The following is a 25,936-nucleotide window of genomic DNA, read 5'->3' on the forward strand; positions in this document are numbered from 1 at the left end:
GCCCGGAGTTGTCAGTCCTGGCCGTTACCCTCGCGGCATGGCTCTCAACACGTCCCCAGAAGCGCCCCTGCCCGTCGGTGAGGTGTCGCGGCTGATCGGTGGGTGGATCGACCGGCTGGGGGCCGTCTGGGTCGAGGGGCAGATCACTCAGCTCTCGCGGCGGCCCGGCGCCGGGGTCGTGTTCCTGACCCTGCGGGACCCCTCGTACGACATCTCCGTCAGCGTCACCTGCTACCGGCAGGTGTTCGACGCGGTCGCCGACGTGGTGAGCGAGGGCGCGCGGGTCGTCGTCCTCGCGAAGCCGGAGTGGTACGCGCCGCGGGGGCAGCTGTCCCTGCGGGCCGCCGAGATAAGGCCCGTGGGGGTCGGTGAACTCCTCGCGCGGCTGGAGCAGTTGAAGAAGTCCCTTGCCGCCGAGGGCCTGTTCGCGCCCGAGCGGAAGAAGGCCCTGCCCTTCCTGCCGCAGCTCATCGGGCTGGTGTGCGGCCGCGCCTCGGCCGCCGAGCGGGACGTCCTGGAGAACGCCCGGCACCGCTGGCCCGCCGTCCGCTTCGAGGTGCGCAACGTCGCCGTGCAGGGCGTGCACGCCGTCCCGCAGGTCGTGCAGGCGGTCAAGGAGCTGGACGAGGCCGGCGAGGTGGACGTCATCATCGTCGCGCGCGGGGGCGGGAGCGTGGAGGATCTCCTGCCGTTCTCCGACGAGCAGCTCGTGCGCGCCGTCGCCGCGTGCCGTACGCCGGTCGTGTCGGCGATCGGGCACGAGCCGGACAATCCGCTCCTCGACCACGTCGCCGACCTGCGCGCCTCCACTCCCACCGACGCCGCCAAGAAGGTCGTACCGGACGTCGGGGAGGAGTACGAGCGGGTGCGGCAGTTGCGCAACCGGGCGCGACGGTGTGTCGAGGCGTTCCTGGAGCGGGAGGAGCGCGGGCTCGCCCAGGCGCTCGCCCGGCCCTCGATAGAGGATCCGCACCGGATGATCGACGAGCGGGCCGACCATGTCTCCTCGCTGGTCGACCGTTCGCGGCGCACGCTCGGGCATCTCCTCGACCGCGCCCACTCCGAGCTGACGCACACGCACGCGCGCGTGGTGGCCCTCTCCCCCGCCGCCACCCTGAAGCGCGGTTACGCCGTGCTGCAGAAGCCAGACGGGCATGTCGTCCGGGCCCCGGACGAGGTGACGGCGGAGGAGACACTGCGGGCGCGCGTGGCCGAGGGCGAGTTCACGGTGGTCCGGGCCGACCGAGAACGCTGAGAGCGGTGGGAGTCGATGCATAGGGTGGGCGGATGACCAGCAAGGTGGATGAGGCGCTCGGCTACGAGCAGGCACGGGACGAGCTGATCGAGGTCGTACGACGGCTCGAGGCGGGCGGTACGACGCTGGAGGAGTCCCTGGCGCTCTGGGAGCGGGGCGAGGAGCTGGCCAAGGTGTGCCGGCGCTGGCTGGACGGGGCGCGCGCCCGGCTGGATGCGGCCCTCGCGGAGGAAGAGGCCGCGGAAGAGGCCGGCGGCGAGTAGCGCTCGACAAGGAGCGGTGGCGGCGGTCCGCTGTGAAGCGGATCACCACGCCCCGCTTATTGTTGAACTTTGAACCTTCCTTCGCGTACCGTCGGTCCCGTCAGTCGATCCGGACCACGGTCCGGAACGGATCCCGGCGCGATTCCGAGGAAGTTCCCGCATGTCTCTCGTTCTTGACCCCGCCGCCCAGGACCTGCTCTTCCGCGAGGCCCGTACCGCGAACACCTTCACCGACGAGCCGGTGACCGACGAGCAGATCCAGGCGATCTACGACCTGGTCAAGTACGGCCCGACCGCCTTCAACCAGTCCCCGCTGCGCGTCACCCTGGTCCGCTCCGCCGAGGCCCGTGAGCGCCTGGTGAAGCACATGGCCGAGGGCAACCAGCCCAAGACCGCCACCGCCCCGCTGGTCGCGATCCTCTCCGCGGACAACGAGTTCCACGAGGAGCTGCCGACCCTCTTCCCGCACTTCCCGGCCGCCAAGGACGTCTTCTTCTCCGAGCGCACGGCCCGCGAGGGTGCCGCCGGCCTGAACGCCGCGCTGCAGGCCGCGTACTTCATCATCGGCGTCCGCGCCGCCGGTCTCGCCGCCGGCCCGATGACCGGTCTCGACTTCGCGGGCGTCCAGAAGGAGTTCCTGGACGACGACCACACCCCGCTGATGGTCGTCAACATCGGCAAGCCGGGCGAGGACGCCTGGTTCCCGCGCTCCCCGCGCCTCACCTACGACGAGGTCGTCACGACGGTCTGAGCGACCCCGCACGACGGACGGGTCTGAGCGCCCCCGCAGGACAAAGGCCCCCGGCGACGAAGCCGGGGGCCCTTCCCGTGCGGTCTCGCGTGCGAAGACCTACGCCAGTTTCAGCGCCCGCGCCATCTCCGTCAGCTGCTGGAACGAGCCCGTGCCCGCGACCACCGTCGTGGAGCCCTTGCCGGGCAGCACGAGGGCGTCGTAGCGGCCGCCGGTGTAGCGGGTCCAGGTGCGGCCGGCGATCTCCTCGGTGGCCTTCGTCTCGTCCGACCCCTGGGTGGCCTGGTCGATGAAGGTCGAGGGCTTCTGAGTCGACTGCTCGATCTGCACGTACTGGCCGTCGGGTGTGTGGAAGCCCAGGTGCCAGGCGTCGAACTGGTCGCCCTGGAAGCGGACCGAGGTCGCCTTCCAGTCCTTGGACAGGCCCTCGGGTGCGGCCACGGGGTAGGCGGCGGCGCGACGCGCCGTGAGCAGTTCGACGCGGTAGTCGACCCGCGGGAGGTCAGGAGGCGAGTCGTCGTGCGGGATGAACACGTAGATGAGTGCCGCCGCGATCCCGATGAGGCCCAGGGAAAGGATCATGTCCCGGACCGTCTTCTGCTTGCCGTTCGAACCTGCCACGCCCCCTATCGTCGCAGGTGCCCGGCTCGCTCATCCGTGGGGTCCCCTGCTCATTTTGTCGGACTGGCGATAGAGTCGAGGGTCGAACCCTCATCCGGCCGTCGTCGTATCAGAAAGGTGCGCCTCGATGACCGAGCATCATCACTTGCCGTCCGAGCTCGAAGTCCCCAGCGAAGCCCCCGACCGCAACCTCGCCCTCGAACTCGTCCGGGTGACCGAAGCCGCCGCCATGGCCGCGGGCCGCTGGGTCGGGCGGGGCGACAAGAACGGCGCCGACGGCGCCGCGGTGCGCGCCATGCGGACCCTCGTCTCCACCGTGTCGATGAACGGTGTGGTCGTCATCGGCGAGGGCGAGAAGGACGAGGCCCCGATGCTCTTCAACGGCGAGCGCGTCGGTGACGGGACCGGGCCCGAGTGCGACATCGCCGTCGACCCGATCGACGGCACCACCCTGACGGCCAAGGGCATGCCGAACGCGATCGCCGTGCTGGCGGCCGCGGACCGCGGGTCGATGTTCGACCCGTCCGCCGTCTTCTACATGGACAAGCTGGTCACCGGGCCCGAGGCCGCCGACTTCGTGGACATCGACGCGCCGGTGTCCGTGAACATCCGCCGCGTCGCCAAGGCCAAGCGCTCCACGCCGGAGGACGTGACGGTGGTGATCCTCGACCGGCCGCGGCACGAGGGCATCATCAAGGAGATCCGGGAGGCCGGTGCGCGCATCAAGCTGATCTCCGACGGCGACGTAGCCGGGTCGATCTACGCGCTGCGCGAGGGCACCGGCGTCGACATGCTGCTCGGGATCGGTGGTACGCCGGAGGGGATCATCTCCGCGTGCGCCGTGAAGTGTCTGGGCGGGACGATCCAGGGCAAGCTGTGGCCCAAGGACGACGAGGAGCGGGGGCGGGCGATCGACGCCGGGCACGATCTCGACCGGGTACTCACCACCGACGACCTCGTCGCCGGCGAGAACGTGTTCTTCGTCGCGACCGGGATCACGGACGGGGAGTTGCTGCGCGGGGTTCGGTACCGGTCGGAGACCGCCACCACCGAGTCGATCGTCATGCGGTCGAAGTCGGGGACGGTGCGGCAGATCAACTCCGAGCACCGGCTGAGCAAGCTGCGGGCCTACAGCGCGATTGATTTCGATCGCGCCAAATAGCCCCCGCGCTCCAGCAGCGTCGGCAGCTATGACAGCGGTGGGGCGCCCCCGGTGCGGTGGGGGCGCCCCATCGGTGTGCGTACGGGGGCCGGTCAGCCCGCTGCCGCTATACGGCCCTGCGCGCGGGCCGTCTTCTTGAGCTCCATCTCGCGGCGGCGCCTGCGCGCCAGGACCACGCGGCGTTCGGCGGCGGTGAGGCCGCCCCAGACGCCGTAGGGCTCCGGTTGCAGCAGCGCGTGCTCGCGGCACTCGACCATGACGGGGCAGCGGGCGCAGACGCGCTTGGCCGCCTCCTCGCGGGAGAGCCGGGCGGCGGTGGGCTCCTTGGAAGGTGCGAAGAACAGGCCGGCCTCGTCGCGCCGGCACACCGCCTCGGTGTGCCATGGAGCGTCTTGGTCCCTGTCCCGCACTGGCACCCGCTGGGCCGGAACGGCAGCTACCTGCAGGGACGAATGCGGCGGTTGCAGCACGGTCTACTCCTGACGACGGCTTCGCGAGCGAGCGACGATGCAGCAAGGCCTACCCGCTGTGCGCGAGCCTATGCACTGAGTTCCGAACCGCTGGATTTCGCGTGCTCGTGAGCGCCTCGGGCGTGCGACCGCGGGTGGACCAATCCCCTGCGGGCGCGCCCGAATTAGCAATCGTCAACGATTCAGGTGTTTGCGCAAACTCTTGTCGACCTTGTGCTGGACGCGGTCGAGGATGTCCGCGACCAGCTTGCCCCGCTTCGGCCGCGCCTCGACGCTGCCCAGCACGGCCCAGCCGTCGACATAGACCACCGGGGCGTTCGGGTCGGTCGAGTCGAGGTTGTCGACCTCGAAGCTGCCGAGCACCCCGCCACCCGTGCCACGCAACGACACGTTCTCCGGGACGCGGATCTCGACGCTGCCGCAGAACGAGAAGGTCTTGACCGCGACCTGCTGGTACTCGAAGAGGGCCTCGCTGAGGTCTATCTCCACGCTGCCGAAGATCGCGTACGCATGGATACGGCGCCCCGCGCGCCAGCGGCCCTTGCGGACGGCGCTGCTGAACACCGCCACCACGTTGTCGTCGGGGTCGGCCGGGATCGCGCCCACCGGGGGGCGGCTCGGGGCGGCTGCGAAGGCGGGGGCCGCGCGGTGGTGGGCCGCGGGCAGGTCCCGTATGAAGACCTCCAGTTCACCGACCGTCTTGGCGGCGAGGACGCCCTCGACCCGCTCGGCATGCTCGTCCGCGGTCAGGCGGCCCTCGGCGAGGGCGTCGCGCAGGAGGTCGGCGATGCGGTCACGGTCGGCGTCCGAGGCGCGCAGTTCGGAAACCCGCGGTGCCGTGTCCTGGTGTCGGTCACTCTTCTGAAGGTCCACGACGGCAGCGTACCGAAACGCGATAGATCGCGACTACCCCTCATCGCGACCTGTGGAAAACGCGTGCGGCCCTCGAACTGAGCCTTACCTCACAGGCTCGGTGTCAGCGGCAGGTTCTACGCTGGTGAGCGCCCGCCAATGACGGCGGGCGCCGTCTGCCGAGTGAGGAATGGGCTGAGATGCCTGAGTTCGCGTACACCGATCTGCTCCCCATGGGAGAGGACACCACCCCGTACCGGCTGGTGACCTCCGAAGGTGTGTCCACCTTCGAGGCCGACGGGCGGACGTTCCTCAAGGTGGAGCCGGAGGCGCTGCGCAAGCTGGCCGAGGAGGCCATTCACGACATCCAGCACTATCTGCGGCCCGCCCACCTGGCCCAGCTGCGGCGCATCATCGACGACCCCGAGGCGTCGAGCAACGACAAGTTCGTGGCGCTGGACCTGCTGAAGAACGCGAACATCGCGGCCGCGGGCGTGCTCCCCATGTGCCAGGACACCGGCACGGCGATCGTCATGGGCAAGCGCGGACAGAACGTCCTCACCGAGGGCGGCGACGAGGCGGCGCTGTCGAAGGGCATCTACGACGCGTACCTCAACCTCAATCTGCGGTACTCGCAGATGGCCCCGCTGACCATGTGGGACGAGAAGAACACCGGTTCCAACCTGCCGGCGCAGATCGAGCTGTACGCCACCGACGGCGGCGCGTACAAGTTCCTGTTCATGGCGAAGGGCGGCGGCAGCGCCAACAAGTCGTTCCTGTACCAGGAGACGAAGGCCGTCCTGAACGAGGCCTCCATGATGAAGTTCCTGGAGGAGAAGATCCGTTCGCTGGGTACGGCCGCCTGCCCGCCGTACCACCTGGCGATCGTCGTCGGGGGTACGTCCGCCGAGTACGCGCTCAAGACCGCGAAGTACGCCTCCGCGCACTACCTGGACGAGATCCCGGCGGAGGGCTCGGAGCTCGGGCACGGCTTCCGGGACAAGGACCTGGAGCAGAAGGTCTTCGAGCTGACCCAGAAGATCGGCATCGGCGCGCAGTTCGGCGGCAAGTACTTCTGCCACGACGTGCGGGTGGTGCGGCTGCCGCGGCACGGCGCCTCGTGCCCCGTCGCGATCGCCGTGTCCTGCTCGGCCGACCGGCAGGCCGTCGCGAAGATCACGGCGGAGGGTGTCTTCCTGGAGCAGCTGGAGACGGACCCTGCGCGGTTCCTGCCGGAGACGACGGACGAGCACCTGGAGCAGGACGGGGACGTCGTCAAGATCGACCTGAACCAGCCGATGGAGTCGATCCTCGCCGAGCTGACGAAGTACCCGGTCAAGACCCGTCTCTCCCTCACCGGTCCGCTGGTCGTGGCCCGCGACATCGCGCACGCCAAGATCAAGGAACGCCTTGACGCGGGTGAGGAGATGCCGCAGTACCTGAAGGACCACCCGGTGTACTACGCGGGCCCGGCGAAGACTCCCGAGGGGTACGCGTCCGGTTCCTTCGGGCCGACCACGGCCGGGCGCATGGACAGCTACGTCGAGCAGTTCCAGGCGGCCGGCGGCTCCAAGGTCATGCTCGCCAAGGGCAACCGCAGCAAGCAGGTCACCGACGCGTGCGGCGCGCACGGCGGGTTCTACCTCGGCTCCATCGGCGGCCCGGCCGCCCGGCTCGCCCAGGACTGCATCAAGAAGGTCGAGGTCGTCGAGTACGAGGAGCTCGGTATGGAGGCGGTCTGGAAGATCGAGGTCGAGGACTTCCCGGCGTTCATCGTGGTGGACGACAAGGGCAACGACTTCTTCCAGGATCCGGCGCCGGCGCCGACGTTCACGTCGATCCCGGTGCGCGGGCCTGGGCTGGCGTAGTGCCTGCGGGTGCGGCGGGGGACGGATCTCGCCCCCGCCGCCCCTACCCGTCCCATCCCCAGGGGCTGCCGCCCCTTCGACCCCACCAGGGGCTCCGCCCCTGCACCCCGGCGGGGACTGCGTCCCCTGCACCCCTCCCGGGGCTCCGCCCCCGCACCCCGGTTCGGGGCTCCGCCCCGGACCCCGATCGGCCTGAACGGCCTCGTCCTCAAACGCCGGACGGGCTGAAAATCAAACGCCGGACGGGTTGAAGGCTCAAACGCCGGGCGGGGTGGAAGACCAAACGCCGGACGGGCCGAAAGACCCAAAGCCGGGCGGGCTGAAAAGCCCAAACGCCAGGCGGAGTGGAAGACCAAGCGCCAGGCGGCAGGAGAAGACACAGTCCCGGGACGGCGTCGCTATGCCGCGCTGCTGCGGGTAACGCCTGGATGTCGTCCCAGTTCGTCCCAGGAACGGGTGGGACGGCATCTTTGGGAACTTCGCCGGAAACGCTCCGTGCTGACTGGATCACAGCCCGTGATCCGCAGGTCATCTCGGAGGGACCAACCATGATCCGACGCACACTGCGCAACGGCCTTCTGGCCGCGTTCGCGGTCGTCGCCGTCTTCCCGGTGGCGGCCGTCGCCTCCGCCGGGCCGGCCGCGCAGGCCCACGCGCTGAACTCCACTCCCCCGCAGATCTCCGTGCCGGCGTGGCAGCCGGCCCCCGCGCCGTCCACGCTGCCCGCCCGGCCCAAGGCGCCGAAGTGCCACCACGCCAAGGGCCGTGCCTCGCGTCACCACCGCCAGGTCCGGCACATCCAGCACATCCACGGCATCCGGCACATCGTCAGGAACCACACCTGGGGCCATGTCGCCACCCATCGCCTGCCGCTGAACGTCCGCTCCGGGCCGGGCACCGGCTACCGCGTCGTCGGCTCGCGGCCGGTGGGCTCCAGTGTGGCCATCACCTGCAAGGTGCGGGGCTCCGGCGTCCGCGGCAACCACCGCTGGTACCGACTCGCCCACCACCGGGGCTGGGTCTCCGCCCGCTACGTGCACAACCTCGGCACCGTCCGCTGGTGCTGACGGCCCCCGGACCGCACCGGTCGTGATCCCCGGCACCTCCCGGCGGGCGGCACAGGCCCGCCGGGAGATGCCGTCCGGTTATCCGCCGATCACACCCCCACTCGGCGTAATCGCAGGTCAACTCAGTCAACTCCCCTTCATATTCCGGTGATCGCGGTATGGCCGGGCGCCGCCGCCGGGAACACATCAGGGCGGTCACCCCGGCATGGCGAGGGAGCGAGATGGAGAGCCACGTGACGGTCCAGAGGCAGCCGCTGCCCGACGCGTCGCAGGACGACGGGCGGCTCCTGACGGAGCGGCTGCGTGCCCTCAAGCAGCGGACGGGGCTGAGCCTGGCCGCACTGGCCGGTGTCACCCCGTTCAGCAAGTCGACCTGGCACCGCTATCTGAACGGCGATCAGTTCCCGCCCCGGGCGGCCGTCGTGGCGCTCGGACGGCTCGCAGACGCCGACCCCGGCCCGCTGCTCGCCCTCTGGGACTCCGCGGCACGGGCGCAGGCCGACGGGGCGACCGTCGCGAAGCGGCAGCCGGTCCCGTCCGTGCCGCCCGACGCCGTACGGCGCCGCCGCATCCCGCGGCCGAGCCGTGCCGTCGTCGCCCTCGCCACCATGGCCGCCACCGTGGCGGTCACCGCGGCCACCGCGGACGTCCTGGACCCCGGCCACACAGCGGCGCCCAGGACGGCCGCCTCCTGCCACGGCAGCGACTGTCAGGGGGAACTCCCCACCTCCGAGACCTGCGCCCGGGACGCGCGCACCGAGAGCACGGTCGCCAGGGCCGCCGAGATGGTGCTGCTGCGGTTCTCGCCGTCCTGCGCCACGGTCTGGTCCGAGCTGCGCACCCGCACGGGCGGCGCGCGGGAGATCTGGATCAGGTCGGGCGAGGACGAGCTGTCCGCTGAGTACCAGGGCGACAAGTCCGACGGGTACAGCAGCCCGATGCTGGCCGCGCCGGACCCGCACGGAGCCCAGGCGTGCGCCGAGGTGGCCGAAAAGCCCGTGTGCACCGGCCGGTTCGGAGTGCCGGGCCGCTGACGAGGGCACCGGCCCGCGCAACGACCCCCGGCCGGCTCAGGGTCCGGAACATCCCCGCCTCCCCGATCGCTATACGGGCATGAGCGACGACTACCGCATCGAGCACGACTCCATGGGCGAGGTCCGCGTCCCCGCCGACGCCAAGTGGCGCGCCCAGACGCAGCGCGCCGTCGAGAACTTCCCGATCTCGGGCCAGCGCATCGAGCGCGCCCACATCGAGGCCCTGGCCCGGATCAAGGGCGCCGCGGCGAAGGTGAACGCGCGGCTGGGGGTGCTCGACAAGGACATCGCCGAGGCGATCCAGGAGGCGGCCGAGGAGGTCGCCCGGGGTGACTGGGACGAGCACTTCCCGATCGACGTCTTCCAGACCGGTTCCGGCACCTCGTCGAACATGAACACCAACGAGGTCATCGCCACCCTCGCGACCGAGCGGCTCGGCAGGGACGTGCACCCCAACGATCATGTGAACGCCTCCCAGTCGTCCAACGACGTCTTCCCGTCCTCCATCCACATCGCCGCCACGGCCGCCGTCACCCGCGACCTGATCCCCGCCCTGGAACACCTCGCCGACGCCCTCACCCGCAAGTCCGAGGAGTTCGCCGACGTCGTGAAGTCCGGGCGGACGCATCTGATGGACGCGACGCCGGTCACCCTGGGGCAGGAGTTCGGCGGCTACGCGGCCCAGATCCGCTACGGCGTCGAGCGGCTGTACGCCGCGCTCCCCCGCCTCGCGGAGCTGCCCCTCGGCGGGACGGCGGTGGGCACCGGCATCAACACCCCGCCCGGCTTCTCCGCCGCCGTCATCGAGGAGGTCGCCCGTGTCACGGGGCTGCCGCTGACCGAGGCGCGCAACCACTTCGAGGCGCAGGGGGCGCGGGACGGGATCGTCGAGACCAGCGGACAGCTGCGGACGGTCGCCGTCGGGCTGACCAAGATCGCCAACGATCTGCGGTGGGCCGCCTCCGGACCGCGCACCGGGCTCGCCGAGATCAACCTTCCCGACCTCCAGCCCGGTTCGTCGATCATGCCCGGCAAGGTCAACCCGGTCATCCCGGAGGCCGTGCTCATGGTCGCCGCGCAGGTCGTGGGCAACGACGCCACCGTCGCCACCGCCGGAGCCGCCGGCAACTTCGAGCTCAACGTGATGCTGCCGGTCATCGCCAGGAACGTCCTGGAGTCGGTCCGGCTGCTGGCCAACGTCTCGCGGCTGCTCGCCGACCGGACCGTGGACGGCATCACCGCGAACCGGGAGCGGGCCCGCGAGTACGCCGAGTCCTCGCCCTCCGTGGTCACTCCGCTCAACAAGTACATCGGCTACGAGGAGGCCGCCAAGGTCGCCAAGAAGGCCCTCGCGGAGCAGAAGACGATCCGCCAAGTCGTGCTGGAGAGCGGGTACGTGGAGCGCGGCGACCTCACGGCGGAGCAGCTCGACGAGGCCCTGGATGTCCTGCGGATGACGCATCCGTAACCATTCGTCGCGCCGTCGCGAACCGTGACGCGCGCCGCAGCGTCGTATGCCGGGGGCACCTAATATCTGTGCATGGCAGAGGGTGGAGCGATGAGAGCGGAAGCGGACGCGGCTGCGGCGGTGCGGACGGGGTTCTGGACCCCGGGGACACAGGTTCTGTGGCGCTACCGGGAGAACGCGGGCGAACGCTTCCACATCGCACGCCCCGTCACCGTCGTCCGGGACGACGAGGAACTGCTCGCCGTCTGGCTGGCACCCGGCACCGAGTGTGTGCGGCCCGTCCTCGCCGACGGCACCCCGGTGCACGTCGAGCCCCTCGAGTCCCGCTACACCAAGCCGCGTACCGTCCAGCTCGACCACTGGTTCGGCACCGGGGTACTGAAGCTGGCACGGCCCGGTGAGCCCTGGTCGGTGTGGCTGTTCTGGGAGCCGGGCTGGCAGTTCAAGAACTGGTACGTGAATCTGGAGTCGCCTCTGGTGCGTTGGGACGGCGGGGTCGACTCCGAGGACCACTTCCTGGACATCTCGGTGCACCCGGACCGCAGTTGGCACTGGCGTGACGAGGACGAGTTCGCGCAGGCCCAGCAGGACGGACTGATGGACGCGTCGGCCGCCGAACAGGTGCGCAGGGCGGGCCGCTCCGCGGTGGAGGTGATCCGCGCCTGGGGCGCGCCGTTCAGCGACGGCTGGCAGCACTGGCGCCCGGATCCGTCCTGGGCTGTACCGTCTTTGCCGGAGGACTGGGACCGTACGCCCGCGCATGCGTCCACGTGAGACTCTTGATGCGCCCCCGGTCCACAACCGTAGGATCGTCCTCCGCAAGGGTGCGGCAGCAACTGCCGCAGCATGCGCTGGGCTTGACCGATCGTCACCGAGGGGCGGCAGGACGTGAGCGAGGGGTACGAGGGCAACACCGCAGCGAGCCGTGAACGGTTCGCCGGTGGCACGACAACAGCCTCTGACCACGCGGGAAATCCGTTCCGGGGACACGTATTCCGGGTATCGGGATTCCTGCGGGACCAACTGCGCTCGCGATGCGCAGCCCCGGACGGACGGATTCGACACGCGTGACGGAGCACCCCATGTCCTTCGAGCGCCCGCAGCCGGGCGCCGACCCCGCGGACCCCCGCGGGGCGCTCCTGCACACCCAGACGCCCTCCCCCACGGCCGCTTTACCCGCACAGGCGCGCACCGGGGAGACCCCGTCGACACCGGGTACGGCCACACCGTGCAGCAAAGGAAGCCAGGGAAAGGACCCGGTCTCGCCCCCCTCCGACACCACCGGCCCCGAGCACTCGCAGCCCGCCGCCGCAGAAGCCGTGGAACCCGGCACGCACCGTCCGCGCCCCCTGCCCGAGACCATCCCGGACCAGCCGGACGGCGAGCAGGACCGGCCGCAGGGGTCCGGCGCCCAGGAGCGCCGTACCGGGCAGGGAATGACGACCCCCGGGCAGCCCACGCCGATGCGGCGGGACGGCGACCGGCTGCGGTTCGTCGGCGCCGCGACCCGGCGGATCGCCCGCGGCATCGACCTCGACGAGATCGTCATGGGCCTGTGCCGGGCCACCGTGCCGACCTTCTCCGACGCGATCCTCGTCTATCTGCGCGACCCGCTGCCCGTCGGCGACGAGCGGCCCACCGGCCCGCTCGTGCTGCGGCTGCGGCGCACCGACCGGATCCCCGCGGAGCGGGACACCGAGGGCGGCTTCTCGCCCGCCCTTCAGCCGGAGGCCCCGGAGATGACGGGGCTCGACGCGGTCGGCGCCGAACTGTGCGAGGTGCGGCCGGGCAGCGCGCTCGCCGAGGTGCTGCGCGGGGTCCGCCCGGTCTTCACGGACGCGCCCGCCGCCCGCGCCGCCCTGCCCGAACTTCTGGTCGAGGGCGGGGAGTTCGCCGTACCCGGCGGACGGCGCGCGATCCTCGCCCCGCTGCGCGGCCGGCGCCGGGTGATCGGCGCCGCGCTCTTCCTGCGCCGCCCGGAGCGCATGGCCTTCGAGGCCGACGACCTGCTGGTCGCCGCCCAGCTGGCCACGCACAGCGCTCTCGGCATCGACAAGGCGGTGCTGTACGGGCGCGAGGCGTACATCGCCGACGAGTTGCAGCGCACCATGCTGCCGGAGACCCTCCCGCGGCCCACCGGCGTACGGCTGGCGTCCCGCTATCTGCCCGCCGCCGAGACCGCGCGGGTGGGCGGCGACTGGTACGACGCCATCCCGCTGCCCGGCAGCCGGGTCGCGCTGGTGGTGGGTGACGTGATGGGCCACTCCATGACGTCCGCGGCCATCATGGGCCAGCTGCGGACCACGGCCCAGACCCTGGCGGGCCTCGACCTGCCCCCGCAGGAGGTTTTGCACCACCTCGACGAACAGGCCCAGCGCCTGGGCACCGACCGCATGGCGACCTGCCTCTACGCCGTGTACGACCCGGTCTCGCACCGCATCACCATCGCCAACGCCGGCCATCCGCCGCCGGTCCTGCTGCACCTGGGCGGCCGCGCCGAGGTGCTGCGGGTGCCGCCGGGGGCGCCGATCGGTGTGGGCGGCGTCGACTTCGAGGCCGTGGAGCTGGACGCACCCGCCGGGGCGACCCTGCTCCTGTACACCGACGGCCTGGTCGAGTCCCGGCTGCGGGACGTGTGGACCGGCATAGAACAGCTGCGCGAGAAGCTCGCCGCGACCGCACAGCTGACCGGCCCCGACCATCCGCCGCCGCTGGAAGCGCTCTGCGACGAGGTCCTCGACATGCTCGGCCCGGGCGACCGGGACGACGACATCGCGCTGCTCGCCGCCCGCTTCGACGGGATCGCGCCGAGCGACGTGGCGTACTGGTTCCTGGAGCCGGAGGACGCGGCGCCCGGCCGGGCCCGCAGGCTGGCCCGGCGCGCGCTGTCCCGCTGGGGCATGGAGGACCTCAGCGACTCCGTGGAGCTCCTCGTCAGCGAGGTCGTCACGAACGCCGTCCGCTACGCCTCCCGGCCGGTCACGCTGCGGCTGCTGCGCACCGACGTACTGCGCTGCGAGGTCGGCGACGACGTACCGCAGCTGCCGCGGCTGCGGCAGGCACGGGCGACGGACGAGGGCGGTCGCGGCCTGTACCTGGTGAACAAGCTGGCCCGGCGGTGGGGGGCGACGCGGCTGAGCACCGGGAAGGTGGTCTGGTTCGAGCTCGGGAGCAGCGCGGTCCAGATCTGACGCGGCGGCGACGTACGGGCACGGAGACTTATCTGGCGTGTCCATGCCTCGTGTAAGGTGGACTCGCGATCGGCGACCCGGACTTGACCACTCCGGCCTCCTGACCGCGCGAACGTCCAGGGGGACTTCCGCACAGCACGCCCTGTGTCGCCCCCATCCGTATGCATTGACACATGGGGGATCGAGATGCGTCTCACAAGAATCGGTGGTTCGTCGATCCTGGACGCCCTCCCTCGCTGACCCTTCCCAAAGTCGCCCTGCCCACCCCTGACCAATTCCTCAGGGGCGGGCACAGCCCCACGTGCGCCTGGCGGTCCGGACAGGGAACCCCCTGAGCGACTTCTTTGAAGCGGCGTTCTACACCGGCGCCTTCCGGGCGATCACGGAAGCAACTGGCCTGCTCGAAAAGCCCCGCCAGATCTGACGGAAGCGCGGGCGTGAGCAGGAAATTCTCAGTCGAGGGAATGAAAAAGCCTCAGCGCACGATCACTGTTCCCTCATTCGCGACGCCACCGGAGACAAATATCCGTGACATCTCCTCCGGTCCCGCCGCAGTAAGTGATCCACATATTTCTGGAGGTAATTGCATGACTGCCAAAGCGAAGTTCGGCACACTCGTGGCCGGCCTGGCTATCACTCTGGGGCTCGGGGTGGCCCCCGCGCACGCTGCGGACTACAGGTACCACGGGTCGTGCGAGACCGAGGGTGCCAGCGGTTCCATAGCCACCAGCGGGTGGCACCGCGGCGTCGGCCAGAGGACGGTGCCGTCCATCAAGCTCAAGGTCTATGACTGGGTCGAGGACCGCCACCATGTGAGCATCCGTGTGGTGGCGTACTACGCCGACGGCTCCAAGGGGTACTACCCCTGGCACGCGAACTACGACGGATACGGCACCTCCAAGGAGATCGACACATCCGCCACCGCGGGCGGGGTCAGCGGGATCTGGGACCTCGGCATCGAGGTCGCCCGATTCGAGGGCTCGCATCTGCTGAACTACTGCTCGGCCGGCGTCTCCTGACGCCTGCTCTGCCGTCACCCGTGTGCCTTCCCGCGACTCCTGCCGCGGGAAGGCACACCTCCTCGGGGCAGGCGCCCGGCAATCGGGTGCCGAGAACGAAAGGGGCGCCCGGCGTTCGCCGGGCGCCCCTTTGTTTTCTGCCGCTGCTACTGGCCGTTCGGATTGAGCGGGTCCGTCGGGGCCGTCGGGGTCTGCGTCGGCGTCTGCGTGGGTGTTTGCGTCGGCGTCTGCGTGGGTTTCCGTGTCGGGGTCTGCGACGGCGTCTGAGACGGGGTCTCGGACGGCTTCTGAGTGGTCGGTGACTGGCTGGGCGTCCGGCTCGGCGTCTGGGTGACCGTCGGCGTCCAGGTCGGCTGGACCGCCGCGCCCTGCGTGGTGTCCAGGTCGAACTTCAGGCCCGTCTTGGAGACGCCGAACATGTACGCCGCCCAGACCTCTGCCGGGAACGTGCCACCGTTGACGCGGGGCAGTCCGCCCGCGTGGTACATCGAGACCTGGGCGCCGCTCTTTGCCTCGCCGAACAGGCCCACTGAGGTGACCAGGTCGGGAGTGAAGCCGGTGAACCAGGCCGAGCGGTTCTCGTCGGACGTACCCGTCTTGCCGGCGACCTTGCGGCCGTCACGGTTGGGGTTCTCCTGCACCGACTTCTTGGCCGTACCGTCGTCGACCACGCCGGTCAGCACGGAGGTGACCGTGTCGGCGGCCTCCCGGGTGATGACCTGGTCGCCGATCGGATCCGGCAGGGTGACCGAATGCCTGCTGTTCTCCACGGACTTGAGGATGGTCGGGGTGACCTGCTTGCCGTGGTTGTCGAGGGTCGCGTAGACCCCGGCCATCTGCAGCGGGCTCGCGCCCATGGTGCCGAGGGTCTGCGCGTACACCGGATCGAGGCCGGCCGTGTCCATGCCGAGCTGGCCGGCGACCTTGAGCACCTTGCTCATACCGACGTCGGCGCCCATCTGCGCGAAGACGGAGTTCACGGACTGGTTCATCGCCGTCTGGACGGTGATGGGGCCGTAGCTCTGGTCGTCCTCGTTCTCGGGGGCGAAGCCGACCTTGTTGCCGTTGCCGTCCACGACCTGGCGCTTGCTGGTGCCGTCGTAGATCGTGTTCGCACCGATCGCCTTGCCGTCCTGGGTCTCGGCGGCCCCGTCCAGGGCCGCGGCGAGGATGACCGGCTTGAACGTCGAGGCGGGCTGGTAGTCCGTGCGGGTCGCGTTGTTGCGGAAGTGCTTGTAGTAGTCCTTGCCGCCGTACATCGCGACGACCGCGCCCGTCTTCGGGTTGACGGACACGGCGCCCGCCTGGACCTCCCCGTCGACCGAGCGCTTCTTCGGGTCGAGTTTGCTGTTCAGCTGCTCCTTGGCGGCCTTCTCCAGCGCCACCTGCTTCTTCTTTTCGATGTTGAGCGTGATGGTCCAGCCGCCGGCCTTGACCATGGTCATGGCGTCGTTGAAGTTGTCGGCGGTGCCCTGGGTCACCAGCCGCTTCGCCAGCTGGTTGTTGGCCGCGTCCACCAGGTAGCCGGTCTGCCCGCCCATGCCCGGCGCCGCCTTGGGCGCCAAGGGGGTCGGGAACCTCATCTCCGCGCGCTTGGTCTTGTCCAGCCAGTTCTTCTCGACCATGTTGTCGAGGACGTAGTTCCAGCGGGCCTGCACCAGCTTCTTGCCGGTGTCGGTCGCGATCGCCCAGTCGTACTGGTTGGGCGCCTGGAGGAGCGCGGCGAGGTACGCCCCCTGCTGGACCGAGAGCTTCTGGGCGTCGACGTGGTAATAGGCCTGCGCGGCGGCCTGGATGCCGTACGCGCCGCGGCCGTAGTAGCTGGTGTTGATGTAGCCGGCGAGGATGAAGTCCTTGGACTTCGTCCGGTCCAGCTTCAGCGAGATGACCAGTTCCTTCAGCTTGCGCGAGATGGTCTGGTTCTGCGTCAGGTAGTAGTTCTTGACGTACTGCTGGGTGATCGTCGAACCGCCCTGCGCGCCCTTGCCGGAGAGCGTGTTGAGGATGCCTCGCGCGGTGCCCTTGAGGTCGACGCCGTTGTCCTCGTAGAAGGTCTTGTTCTCGGCGGCGACGAAGGTGTGCTGGACGGGCTTGGGGACCTTGGACAGATCGACGATCTCGCGGTTCTTCTCGCCGTCGCGCGTCAGCAGCTGGCCGTCGCTGTACTTGTAGACGTTGCTCTGCAGCGTCGCGTCGGGGTTGCCGCCGTCGGGGACTTTGATCATCATGTACAGCGCGACGAAGGCGCCCATGCCGAGCAGGCACAGCACGAAGAAGGTTCCGAGGATCTTCTTCCAGGTGAACAGCCGGCGTAGGAAGCTCCTGCCGTCCTTGCCCGCCTTGCCCTTGCTCCTGCCCTTGCCCTGGGCCGCACGGCGAGCCGCGGCCCGGCCGCCTATGACGGTGGGCTCGGTTCCGGACGACTCCATGCCGGACGAGCGCGTGGGGGGCGCCGCGCGGCGGCCACCACGCTGTCGCGCTCGTCTCTCTTCCGCTCGTCCCATGGGTCCGTTCCGCTCCGCTTCGGTCATGTGTGCTCATCTGCCACACAGGTTCACAGCACAGGTCAGCTCAGAAAGCTAACACCGGGAGATGTGACAAAGGTCGGTCGATCCGCTCTTTTGCGGACGTGACAATCAGCACCCGCTCCGATGGAACCGACGGCCGAGAGGGGTTCAGGGTTGCTCTGCGGGGTAAAGTGATATCACTTAGCTAGATGCATGCTTTCGTTTGAGGGCATGCCGACCGGACCGCACCACGACGACGGGGGACCACCCATGCCCATACACGACACCACTCCCGAGGCCGACATACCGGAGATGCCGGCGCCCCGCGTCCGGGAGTTCACCGCGCACAGCATCGGTGGCGCGCTCGCACTGCTGCTCGGGCTGCTCGGACTCCTGGTCGCCGTCCTCCTGTTCGCGGCCGCGCAGGCAAATCCGGCCTTCGCGGCCGGCGGCGCCGTCGTCCTCGTCGCGGCGGTGATCTCGCTGCGCGGGCTGAACACCGTGGCGCCGGGCGAGGCGCGGGTCGTCCAGCTCTTCGGGCGCTACCGGGGGACGATCCGGCAGGACGGCCTGCGCTGGGTCAACCCCTTCACCTCCCGCACGAAGATCTCCACGCGGGTGCGCAACCACGAGACCGCCGTCCTCAAGGTCAACGACGCCTACGGCAACCCGATCGAACTCGCCGCGGTCGTGGTGTGGAAGGTGCGCGACACCGCGCAGGCCACCTTCGAGGTGGACAACTACCTGGAGTTCGTCGCCACGCAGACCGAGGCGGCCGTGCGCCACATCGCCATCGAGTACCCCTACGACGCCCATGACGAGGGCGGGCTCTCGCTGCGCGGCAACGCGGAGGAGATCACCGAGAAGCTCGCCGCCGAGCTGCACGCACGCGTGGAGGCGGCCGGGGTGCAGATCATCGAGTCGCGCTTCACGCATCTCGCGTACGCTCCCGAGATCGCCTCGGCGATGCTTCAGCGGCAGCAGGCCGGGGCGGTCGTCGCGGCCCGGCGGCAGATCGTGGACGGAGCGGTGGGGATGGTGGAGGCCGCGCTCGCCCGGATCACCGAGCAGGACATCGTGGAACTGGACGAGGAGCGGAAGGCGGCGATGGTGTCCAACCTGATGGTGGTGCTGTGCGGGGACCGCGCCCGGCAGCCCGTGCTCAACACCGGGACGCTCTACCAGTGACGGAACCTTCCGAGGGGGCTTCGCCCCGGCGTCGGCCGCAGCAGCGCAAGCAGGTGCTGCTGCGGCTGGACCCGTTGGTGTACGAGGCGCTGGCGCGGTGGGCCGGGGACGAGCTGCGTTCCGCGAACGCCCAGATCGAGTTCCTGTTGCGCAAGGCGTTGCACGAGGCCGGGCGCCTCCCGGGAGGGGCCGGACCGATCCCGCGCCGCGGGCGCCCGCCCGCAGATCCCGAGCACTGAAGGTTCGTGTAGCAGAACCGTGACAATCGGCCCCCACCTGCAAAGCTGTGAGCCCGCTGTACACCCCGCCATGATCTAAACACGGGGCGTATACACAAGGCGTATACACCATGTGTAGAGTCGTGGACATGTCCATCGGTCACACCCTTCTAGGGCTCCTGGAGTCCGGGCCCCGCCACGGCTACGACCTGAAGCGGGCCTTCGACGAGAAGTTCGGTCACGACCGGCCGCTGCACTACGGCCAGGTCTACTCGACGATGTCCCGCCTGCTGAAGAACGGGCTCGTCGAGGTCGACGGCATCGAGGCGGGCGGCGGGCCCGAGCGCAAGCGGTACGCCATCACCGACGCCGGGATCACCGACGTGGAGCGGTGGCTCGCGACGCCGGAGGCCCCCGAGCCGTATCTCCAGTCCACGCTGTACACCAAGGTCGTCCTCGCGCTGCTCACCCACCGCAACGCGGCCGACATCCTCGACACGCAGCGCTCCGAGCACCTGCGGATGATGCGGATCCTCACCGACCGGAAGCGGAAGGGGGACCTGGCCGACCAGCTCATCTGCGACCACGCCCTGTTCCATCTGGAGGCCGACCTGCGCTGGCTGGAGCTGACCGCCGCGCGTCTCGACAAACTCGCGGAGGCGGTGGCCAAGTGACTCCCGCAGGTTCCCTGCTCGTCGCCGACGAGCTGCGCAAGTCGTACGGACCGACCACCGCGCTGGACGGTGCCGAGTTCTCCATCCACCCCGGTGAGGTCGTCGCCGTGATGGGCCCCTCCGGGTCCGGCAAGTCGACGCTGCTGCACTGTCTCGCGGGGATCGTGACGCCCGATTCGGGGTCGATCCTGTACGCGGGGCGCGAGATGGCGACCATGAGCGATGCCGAGCGCAGCGCGCTCAGGCGCTCCGAGTTCGGCTTCGTCTTCCAGTTCGGCCAGCTCGTACCTGAGTTGACCTGTGTCGAGAACGTCGCCCTGCCGCTCAGGCTGAACGGCACCTCCCGCAAGGAGGCCGAGCGCACCGCCCTGACCTGGATGGAGCGGCTGGAGGTCGACGACCTCGCGAAGAAGCGGCCCGGCGAGGTCTCCGGCGGTCAGGGGCAGCGCGTCGCCGTCGCCCGGGCTCTGGTGACCGGCCCCCGTGTGCTGTTCGCCGACGAGCCCACCGGCGCGCTCGACTCGCTCAACGGCGAGCGCGTGATGGATCTGCTCACGGACGCCGCCCGGTCCACCAACGCCGCCGTCGTCCTCGTCACGCACGAGGCCCGGGTCGCCGCCTACTCCGACCGGGAGATCGTCGTACGGGACGGCAAGTCCCGGGACATGGAGCGCATCGTATGAGGATGCGTCAGTGGGCCGACGATCTGGCCATGGGGGTTCGGTTCGCCTTCACCGGCGGACGCGAGGGATGGGTCCGGGCCCTGCTGACGGCCGTCGGCGTCGGGCTCGGCGTGGCGCTGCTGCTGCTCACGACGGCGATACCGAGCGCACTGCACCGGCGCGACGAGCGCGGCACCGCCCGGGACGACTTCACGTACAGCCAGAAGGTGCTGCGCAAGGCGGACAACACCCTCGTCATCGCCTCCGCGGACACGACGTTCCGCAGCAAGGACGTGCGCGGCCGGCTGCTGGAGCCCGAGGGCGCGCGGGCGCCGCTGCCGCCGGGGGTGGCGAAGTTCCCGGCGAAGGGCGAGATGGTCGTCTCGCCGGCGCTGAAGAAGCTGCTCGACTCCGGCTCCGGCAGACTGCTGCGCGAGCGCCTCCCGTACCGGATCACCGGCACCATCGGGAACTCCGGGCTGATCGGGCCCACCGAACTCTCCTACTACGCGGGCGCGACGGGACTCGCGGACCATCTGTCCGGCGGCCGCGTCGAGCGCATCAACTACTTCGGGCCCTCCCCCGGACACCAGCAGGACGAGCTGGATCCGATCCTGATCCTGCTCATCATGATCATCTTTGTGGTGCTGCTGCTGCCGGTCGGCGTGTTCATCGCGGCGGCCGTCCGCTTCGGCGGCGAGCGCCGGGACCGCCGGCTCGCGGCGCTCAGGCTGGTCGGCGCGGACGGCGGGATGGCGCGCCGGATCGCCGGCGGCGAGGCCCTCGCCGGGGCCCTGCTCGGGCTCGTCCTCGGCACCGTCTTCTTCCTGGTGGGGCGGCAGCTGGCGGCCCTGCTGGACGTGCGGGACATCAGCGTGTTCCCGAGCGACCTCAATCCCTCGCCCGCGCTGGTCGCGCTCGTCGCCGTCGCCGTACCGGCCGCGGCCGTCCTGGTGACGCTGTTCGCGCTGCGCGGGGTCGTCATCGAACCGCTCGGCGTGGTCCGTACGGCCAAGCCGCCGCGGCGCCGGCTGTGGTGGCGGCTGCTGCTGCCGCTGGGCGGCCTCGCGCTGCTCTACCCGATGATCGGCCAGGGCAACGACAACGGCCGCTTCAACGAGTGGATGGTGATCGGCGGCACCGTGCTGCTGCTGGTCGGCGTCACCGCGCTGCTGCCATGGATCGTCGAGGCCGTGGTGGCCCGGCTGAACTCCGGCTCGGTCTCCTGGCAACTCGCCGTCCGCAGGCTGCAGTTGAGCAGTGGCTCGGCCGCCCGCATGGTCAACGGCATCGCGGTCGCGGTGGCCGGGGCGATCGCGCTGCAGATGCTGTTCGCCGGGGTCGAGCACGACTACACCAAGGTGACGAAGAACGACCTGAACCGGGCTCAGCTGCAGGTCATGGTGCGCGGCGACGTCTCGCTGGCGGAAACGGGCCGGCAGCTCGCCGAGACCAAGGGCGTACGCCATGCGTCGGTCATCTCGCAGGGCTCCGTCGGGGACCGGGCGAAGGAGCCGCACACCACGCTGGAGGTCGCCGTCGGCAGCTGTACGGAGCTGCGTGAAGTGGCGAGTCTGCCGTCCTGCCGGGACGGCGACGTCTTCCGGATCCTCGGCGGCGAGTACGACAGCGACACGAAGAAGGCCACCGGGCCGGACGACACGCTGTACTTCGACCCGGCCTACGACGGGTCGCCGAGCCACCCGGTGGCCTGGAAGGTGCTGCCGGGCATGAAGACGGCAGGACAGCGCGAGGACCCCACCGGCTACGAGCGCAGCGGCCTGCTCTTCACCCCGGGCGCACTGCCCAAGGCCGCGGCGGCCGGTCTGAGCCAGCAGGTGTACCTCTCCCTCGACGAGTCGGTGCCGGACGCGAGCGACTACGCGCGCAACACCGCCGCACGGCTGGACCCACTGGCGGACGTGTACACCCTGACGAGCAGCCGGCAGTCGCTGCAGTTCCGGTCCATCCGCAACGGCCTGTTCGTGGGCGCGACCTGTGTGCTGCTGCTGATCGGCGCGAGCCTGCTGGTCTCCCAGCTGGAGCAGCTGCGCGAGCGCAAGAAGCTGCTGTCCTCGCTGGTCGCCTTCGGCACCCGGCGCCGCACGCTGAGCCTGTCGGTGCTGTGGCAGACGGCGATCCCGATCGCGCTGGGCCTGCTGCTGGCCTCGGTGGTCGGGCTGACGCTGGGCGCGGTGCTGCTGCGGATGACCGGCGAGACAGTGCGCGTGGACTGGGCGAGCGTGCTGTCGATGACCGGCATCGGCGCGGGTGTCGTACTCGCCGTGACCCTCCTCAGCCTGCCCCCGCTGCTGCGGCTGATGCGCCCGGACGGGCTGCGCACCGAGTAGGGACGGCCCGGGCCCAGGGCCCCTCCCCGCGTCGGGGAGGGGCCCTGTCCGTTCACAGGCCGTACTCCCGCACCACCCGCCGTACCTGAGCGAACAGCATGCCCACGTTGACCGACTTGCGGCAGACGACGACGGCGACGACGTCCTGCTGCTCGTTCATGCGCACGAAAAGATGGGTGAGGTTCTCGCTGTTGACGAGGATCTCCTGGAAGAAGTGGTTGTCGCTCTGGATCCCGCGGCGCTCCTTGAAGACGTCCTCGATCATCACGACCGTGCGTCCCTGGAACAGGTCGAGGGTCGCGCCGGCCAGCAGGTCCAGCACCTCCGGCGGGTGGTTGTCGACGGTCTCGTACGACAGCAGCATGCCGGTGGACATGTCGACGACGCCAGAGGCGACACAGTCGGGGGCGTCGGTACGGAGTGACTTGACCAGGCCCATCACCTGATCGGAGAAACCTGGGGTCATACGCTTCGTCGCCATCCCTTCAGACTCCTTCAGCTGTCTTGTTCTGGTGCGTGAGGATCGAGCCGATGCGGTCCAGGGCGGGCTGAGTCACCCGGTGCAGGCGGTCGACGTCCATGCCCTCGTCGCCCACCACGACCATCAGGGCGGTGTCACCGACGGCGTAACAGGCGGCACAGCCGTGGCTGCCGTACGTCACGGTCCGGCGCAGCGTGCCGCGGGCGGTCGCCTGGGCGGTGCGGCGGGCGAGGCCGAGGCCGGCCGCGGCGAGCGCGGCGAGGCCTTCGGGGTCGATGGCGTCGGCGGTGTCGGCGGCGATCAGCAGTCCGTCGGCCGCCGCGACCGCGGTGTCGGTGATTCCGGCCACCTGCTCTCGAAGGCCGCGCATCTCGAGCGCCAGGGCTTCATGATCCATATGCTCAACTCCCCTATTTCTCTTTGCGTTTCATGGGTCTCGCGGCTGCTCGGCCGGCTCACTTCGGGGCCCCGTTCCGCAGCCGGAAGAAGCCGCCCGGTCTGCGCCGGGGCAGGTCGACGGGTGCCGGCGGTTGCGGCGGGGGCGGTGCGGGTGGGGGCGGGGTGCGGTGGCGGATGCCCTCGGGGAGTGCGCGGACCGGGATCGGCGCGGGCACGGCGGGGCACTCCAGGAGCCCCTCGCCGAGCATGCGCGCGACCTCGACGGTGACGGTGTAGACGCCGCGCCCGGCGCGGAAGGCCAGGTCGCGGGCGGTACGGCGACCGTCGGCGTGGTCGAGCAGCGCGCGTTGCAGTGCGCTGAGCGGGCCGCCGGCGTGCGGGCCGGGCACGGGGCGTTCGCGGTCGGGATGGACGGGGCGGGGCAGGGCCGCGAGGGCGGCGAGTTTGCGGGCGGCGTCCTCCAGGAGCCGGGCGGGCGGCTCGCCCACGGCGACCGGAGCGGGCGCTTCGGAGCCGTCCCCGACGCGCTCGCAGCCGTCGATACGGCCCGCGAGGATCGCGAAGGCCGCGTCCTGCAGCGCCATCGCGCACACCACCCTGAGCTGGGCGGCACCGGCGTACCCGTGGGCGATCAGCCCGGCGGCCGGCCAGCGTGCGCCCCCGGCCTCCCGGACCAGCGCGGCCCACTGCTCGCCGTCCAACCGCCCGGACCGCAGCAGCAGTGTCTCGGCCCCCGGCGCCCCCGGCGACTCGGCGGCGACGACGAGCCCGTCCCTGAGGTGCAGGGCGCCGCCGGGCGCCCCGGACACGCGCAGGACACCGGTCCACCCGTCCCGCCCACAGGCGGCGAGGGCCCGCGTCAACAGGTCGTAGCCCGACATCACGCGGGAAGGTGTATCAGTCCGAACGCATATTCCGGGTGCAGGTTTCCGACCTGTCTCCAGGTGACGGAAGTTGAGCCGCGAGCTCGTTCAAATCGCTTTGTTCGGTGCGCATTTGATCGAGCCGGGGGCCCGTTTCAGGCACCGTCGGACGTCAGGCGCCGGCGTCTTGGGTGACGTCGCCGGGGGCTGTGCCCCCGGACCCCCCTTCGGCCTGAACGGCCTCGTCCTCAATCGCCGGACGGGCTGGTTGTTGCTGATCGGCGGGGAGAACTCCGGCCGAGTACGCCCGCAGATACCCCACCACCGTGTTCGTCACCGCCACCAGCGGAACGGCTACCACCGCGCCGCCGATGCCGGCCACCATGCCGCCCGCCGCGACCGACAGGACCACCGCGAGGGGGTGGACGCGTACCGCGCGGCCGAGGATGAACGGCTGGAGGATGTGGCCCTCGATCTGCTGGACCGCGAGGACCACGAGGAGCGTCATCACCGCCGTGAACACGCCCTGGGTGACCAGTGCGACGACCACGGCCAGCGCGCCGGAGGCCACCGCGCCGACCAGCGGGATGAAGGAGAACAGGAAGATGAAGACGGCCAGCGGGACGGCCATGGGGACGTCGAGGAAGTAGATGCCCAGGCCGATGAAGATGGCGTCGATCAGGGCCACCAGCACCGTGCCGCGCACATAGGCGGTCAGCGTGCTCCAGGCCCGCGGGCCGGCGCCCGCGACACCGGGGCGGGCCGCCGCCGGCACCAGCTTCAGCGTCCACTCCCAGATGCGCCGGCCGTCGTAGAGCAGGAAGAGGGTCGAGAAGAAGGTCAGCAGGATGCCGGTGAGGGCCTCGACGACGACCTGGACGCCCTCCAGCCCCGCGGAGGTGATCTGGTCGGTGTTCGCGCCGACCGCATCCCGCAGGTTCTTGGCGATCTGGTTGATCTGCTTGTCGGTGACGTGGAAGGGGCTCTTCAGCAGCCAGTTGCGCAGATCGTCGATGCCGCTCTGGATCTGGTTGGAGAGGTTGTCGATGTTCTCCATGACCTGCCAGGTCACGAACCAGCCGATCAGCCCCATGACGACGAAGCCGAGGATCGCGGTGAGCGCCGTGGCGGGGCCGCGCGGCACCCCGTGACGCTTGAGGCGGGCCACGGTCGGCTGCAGCAGCGCCGTGATGAGCAGGGCGACGACGAAGGCGAAGACGACGAGTTGTACGGCGCTGATGACCCGCATCAGCACCCAGACCGTGCCCGCGAGCACCAGCAGCCGCCAGCCGGCCTCGGCGGCGACGCGCACACTCCACGGCACGGCCTGCACGGGGTCCGGGCGTACCACGGGCGCGGGCGGCGGCGCTTGAGCCGCTCGGTCCCGGGACGGCGGATCGTCCGCGGCGGTCTTGCGGGGCGGACGCGGTGTCTCGTCCCCGGCGGTCTCCCGCTCCACCTCGGCGCGGCGTTCGTCCAACCGCTCGCTCACCTCGGTCAGACCGGCGCCGATACGGCCGAGCCACCCTGGCACTCGCGACATGATCCGTCCTCTTCCCCCGCGTCCCCGGG

General features: G+C 70.4%; 24 protein-coding genes. 16 read left to right on the forward strand and 8 right to left on the reverse strand.

Going from position 1 to position 25,936, the window contains the following annotated elements:
* Positions 1 to 37 precede the first annotated feature (37 nt).
* The 3 genes from xseA to ABT254_RS00145 all read left to right on the forward strand — a co-directional run bounded on the left by xseA (position 38) and on the right by ABT254_RS00145 (position 2,269).
* Positions 38 to 1,255 carry an exodeoxyribonuclease VII large subunit gene (xseA, locus tag ABT254_RS00135; protein ID WP_351462170.1) on the forward strand — a complete coding sequence of 406 codons (1,218 nt, stop codon included), beginning with the start codon at positions 38 to 40 and terminating at the stop codon, positions 1,253 to 1,255.
* Positions 1,256 to 1,287: 32 nt separating this feature from the next.
* A complete protein-coding gene (locus ABT254_RS00140; RefSeq protein WP_115906151.1) occupies positions 1,288 to 1,518 on the forward strand; it encodes an exodeoxyribonuclease VII small subunit in 231 nt (76 codons plus the stop codon).
* A gap of 160 nt (positions 1,519 to 1,678) precedes the next feature.
* Positions 1,679 to 2,269 carry a malonic semialdehyde reductase gene (locus ABT254_RS00145; RefSeq protein ID WP_351462171.1) on the forward strand — a complete coding sequence of 197 codons (591 nt, stop codon included), beginning with the start codon at positions 1,679 to 1,681 and terminating at the stop codon, positions 2,267 to 2,269.
* 99 nt (positions 2,270 to 2,368) lie between these two features.
* Here ABT254_RS00145 and ABT254_RS00150 read toward each other — a convergent pair whose 3' ends face one another.
* Entirely contained in the window at positions 2,369 to 2,890 is a 522-nt protein-coding gene (locus tag ABT254_RS00150) for a DUF4245 domain-containing protein (RefSeq protein WP_351462172.1), read from the reverse strand.
* A 127-nt stretch (positions 2,891 to 3,017) separates the two neighbouring features.
* Between ABT254_RS00150 and glpX the strand changes: the two genes are divergently transcribed.
* On the forward strand, positions 3,018 to 4,052 hold the full coding sequence (glpX, locus tag ABT254_RS00155) for a class II fructose-bisphosphatase (RefSeq protein WP_351462173.1): 1,035 nt from the start codon (positions 3,018 to 3,020) through the stop codon (positions 4,050 to 4,052).
* A gap of 92 nt (positions 4,053 to 4,144) precedes the next feature.
* Here glpX and ABT254_RS00160 read toward each other — a convergent pair whose 3' ends face one another.
* Together ABT254_RS00160 and ABT254_RS00165 are read right to left on the reverse strand one after the other, a co-directional pair.
* Positions 4,145 to 4,522 (reverse strand): WhiB family transcriptional regulator, encoded by a 378-nt coding sequence (locus tag ABT254_RS00160; protein ID WP_115906155.1) that lies wholly within the window; start codon positions 4,520 to 4,522, stop codon positions 4,145 to 4,147.
* 174 nt (positions 4,523 to 4,696) lie between these two features.
* A complete protein-coding gene (locus ABT254_RS00165) occupies positions 4,697 to 5,395 on the reverse strand; it encodes a DUF1707 SHOCT-like domain-containing protein (protein WP_351462174.1) in 699 nt (232 codons plus the stop codon).
* Between the two features lie 179 nt (positions 5,396 to 5,574).
* Here ABT254_RS00165 and ABT254_RS00170 point away from each other — a divergent pair, with 179 nt between their 5' ends.
* The 7 genes from ABT254_RS00170 (at position 5,575) to ABT254_RS00200 (ending at position 15,021) form a co-directional block, all read left to right on the forward strand.
* On the forward strand, positions 5,575 to 7,242 hold the full coding sequence (locus ABT254_RS00170; RefSeq protein WP_351462175.1) for a fumarate hydratase: 1,668 nt from the start codon (positions 5,575 to 5,577) through the stop codon (positions 7,240 to 7,242).
* Between the two features lie 548 nt (positions 7,243 to 7,790).
* A complete protein-coding gene (locus ABT254_RS00175; protein ID WP_351462176.1) occupies positions 7,791 to 8,309 on the forward strand; it encodes an SH3 domain-containing protein in 519 nt (172 codons plus the stop codon).
* 233 nt (positions 8,310 to 8,542) lie between these two features.
* Positions 8,543 to 9,343: a helix-turn-helix domain-containing protein gene (locus ABT254_RS00180; protein WP_351462177.1), complete on the forward strand. Its 801-nt coding sequence runs from the start codon at positions 8,543 to 8,545 to the stop codon at positions 9,341 to 9,343.
* A 79-nt stretch (positions 9,344 to 9,422) separates the two neighbouring features.
* Entirely contained in the window at positions 9,423 to 10,811 is a 1,389-nt protein-coding gene (locus ABT254_RS00185; protein ID WP_351462178.1) for a class II fumarate hydratase, read from the forward strand.
* Positions 10,812 to 10,883: 72 nt separating this feature from the next.
* Positions 10,884 to 11,585: a cytidylyl-2-hydroxypropylphosphonate hydrolase gene (gene fomD, locus ABT254_RS00190; protein ID WP_351462179.1), complete on the forward strand. Its 702-nt coding sequence runs from the start codon at positions 10,884 to 10,886 to the stop codon at positions 11,583 to 11,585.
* 308 nt (positions 11,586 to 11,893) lie between these two features.
* Positions 11,894 to 14,002, forward strand: coding sequence for a SpoIIE family protein phosphatase (locus ABT254_RS00195; RefSeq protein ID WP_351462180.1), 2,109 nt, complete (start codon positions 11,894 to 11,896; stop codon positions 14,000 to 14,002).
* Between the two features lie 587 nt (positions 14,003 to 14,589).
* On the forward strand, positions 14,590 to 15,021 hold the full coding sequence (locus tag ABT254_RS00200; RefSeq protein WP_351462181.1) for a hypothetical protein: 432 nt from the start codon (positions 14,590 to 14,592) through the stop codon (positions 15,019 to 15,021).
* 146 nt (positions 15,022 to 15,167) lie between these two features.
* Here the strand turns inward: ABT254_RS00200 and ABT254_RS00205 are convergent, their stop codons facing one another.
* Positions 15,168 to 17,525 carry a transglycosylase domain-containing protein gene (locus ABT254_RS00205; protein ID WP_351462182.1) on the reverse strand — a complete coding sequence of 786 codons (2,358 nt, stop codon included), beginning with the start codon at positions 17,523 to 17,525 and terminating at the stop codon, positions 15,168 to 15,170.
* A 273-nt stretch (positions 17,526 to 17,798) separates the two neighbouring features.
* On the opposite strand from ABT254_RS00205, the gene ABT254_RS00210 reads away from it, so the two are divergent.
* The 5 genes from ABT254_RS00210 (at position 17,799) to ABT254_RS00230 (ending at position 22,621) form a co-directional block, all read left to right on the forward strand.
* Positions 17,799 to 18,716 carry an SPFH domain-containing protein gene (locus tag ABT254_RS00210; RefSeq protein ID WP_351462183.1) on the forward strand — a complete coding sequence of 306 codons (918 nt, stop codon included), beginning with the start codon at positions 17,799 to 17,801 and terminating at the stop codon, positions 18,714 to 18,716.
* The gene (locus ABT254_RS00215; RefSeq protein ID WP_351462184.1) at positions 18,713 to 18,955 is read left to right on the forward strand and encodes a type II toxin-antitoxin system antitoxin; all 243 of its coding nucleotides are present in this window, start codon (positions 18,713 to 18,715) and stop codon (positions 18,953 to 18,955) included. Before ABT254_RS00210 ends, ABT254_RS00215 begins: the two co-directional genes overlap by 4 nt.
* Before the next feature lie 128 nt (positions 18,956 to 19,083).
* Positions 19,084 to 19,608: a PadR family transcriptional regulator gene (locus ABT254_RS00220; RefSeq protein WP_351462185.1), complete on the forward strand. Its 525-nt coding sequence runs from the start codon at positions 19,084 to 19,086 to the stop codon at positions 19,606 to 19,608.
* The gene (locus ABT254_RS00225; RefSeq protein ID WP_351462186.1) at positions 19,605 to 20,291 is read left to right on the forward strand and encodes an ABC transporter ATP-binding protein; all 687 of its coding nucleotides are present in this window, start codon (positions 19,605 to 19,607) and stop codon (positions 20,289 to 20,291) included. Before ABT254_RS00220 ends, ABT254_RS00225 begins: the two co-directional genes overlap by 4 nt.
* Positions 20,288 to 22,621 (forward strand): ABC transporter permease, encoded by a 2,334-nt coding sequence (locus ABT254_RS00230; protein ID WP_351462187.1) that lies wholly within the window; start codon positions 20,288 to 20,290, stop codon positions 22,619 to 22,621. Before ABT254_RS00225 ends, ABT254_RS00230 begins: the two co-directional genes overlap by 4 nt.
* Before the next feature lie 52 nt (positions 22,622 to 22,673).
* On the opposite strand, the gene ABT254_RS00235 is transcribed toward ABT254_RS00230, so the two are convergent.
* From ABT254_RS00235 to ABT254_RS00250, 4 genes are all read right to left on the reverse strand, one after another.
* Positions 22,674 to 23,102 carry a hypothetical protein gene (locus tag ABT254_RS00235; RefSeq protein ID WP_351462188.1) on the reverse strand — a complete coding sequence of 143 codons (429 nt, stop codon included), beginning with the start codon at positions 23,100 to 23,102 and terminating at the stop codon, positions 22,674 to 22,676.
* Positions 23,103 to 23,106: 4 nt separating this feature from the next.
* On the reverse strand, positions 23,107 to 23,499 hold the full coding sequence (locus tag ABT254_RS00240) for a roadblock/LC7 domain-containing protein (RefSeq protein ID WP_351462189.1): 393 nt from the start codon (positions 23,497 to 23,499) through the stop codon (positions 23,107 to 23,109).
* Between the two features lie 58 nt (positions 23,500 to 23,557).
* Positions 23,558 to 24,382: a MarR family transcriptional regulator gene (locus ABT254_RS00245; RefSeq protein ID WP_351462190.1), complete on the reverse strand. Its 825-nt coding sequence runs from the start codon at positions 24,380 to 24,382 to the stop codon at positions 23,558 to 23,560.
* Between the two features lie 154 nt (positions 24,383 to 24,536).
* Positions 24,537 to 25,907 carry an AI-2E family transporter gene (locus ABT254_RS00250; RefSeq protein ID WP_351462191.1) on the reverse strand — a complete coding sequence of 457 codons (1,371 nt, stop codon included), beginning with the start codon at positions 25,905 to 25,907 and terminating at the stop codon, positions 24,537 to 24,539.
* Between the last annotated feature and the right edge of the window lie 29 nt (positions 25,908 to 25,936).

The organism is Streptomyces sp. NPDC001137 (assembly GCF_040298885.1).
GTDB lineage: Bacteria > Actinomycetota > Actinomycetes > Streptomycetales > Streptomycetaceae > Streptomyces.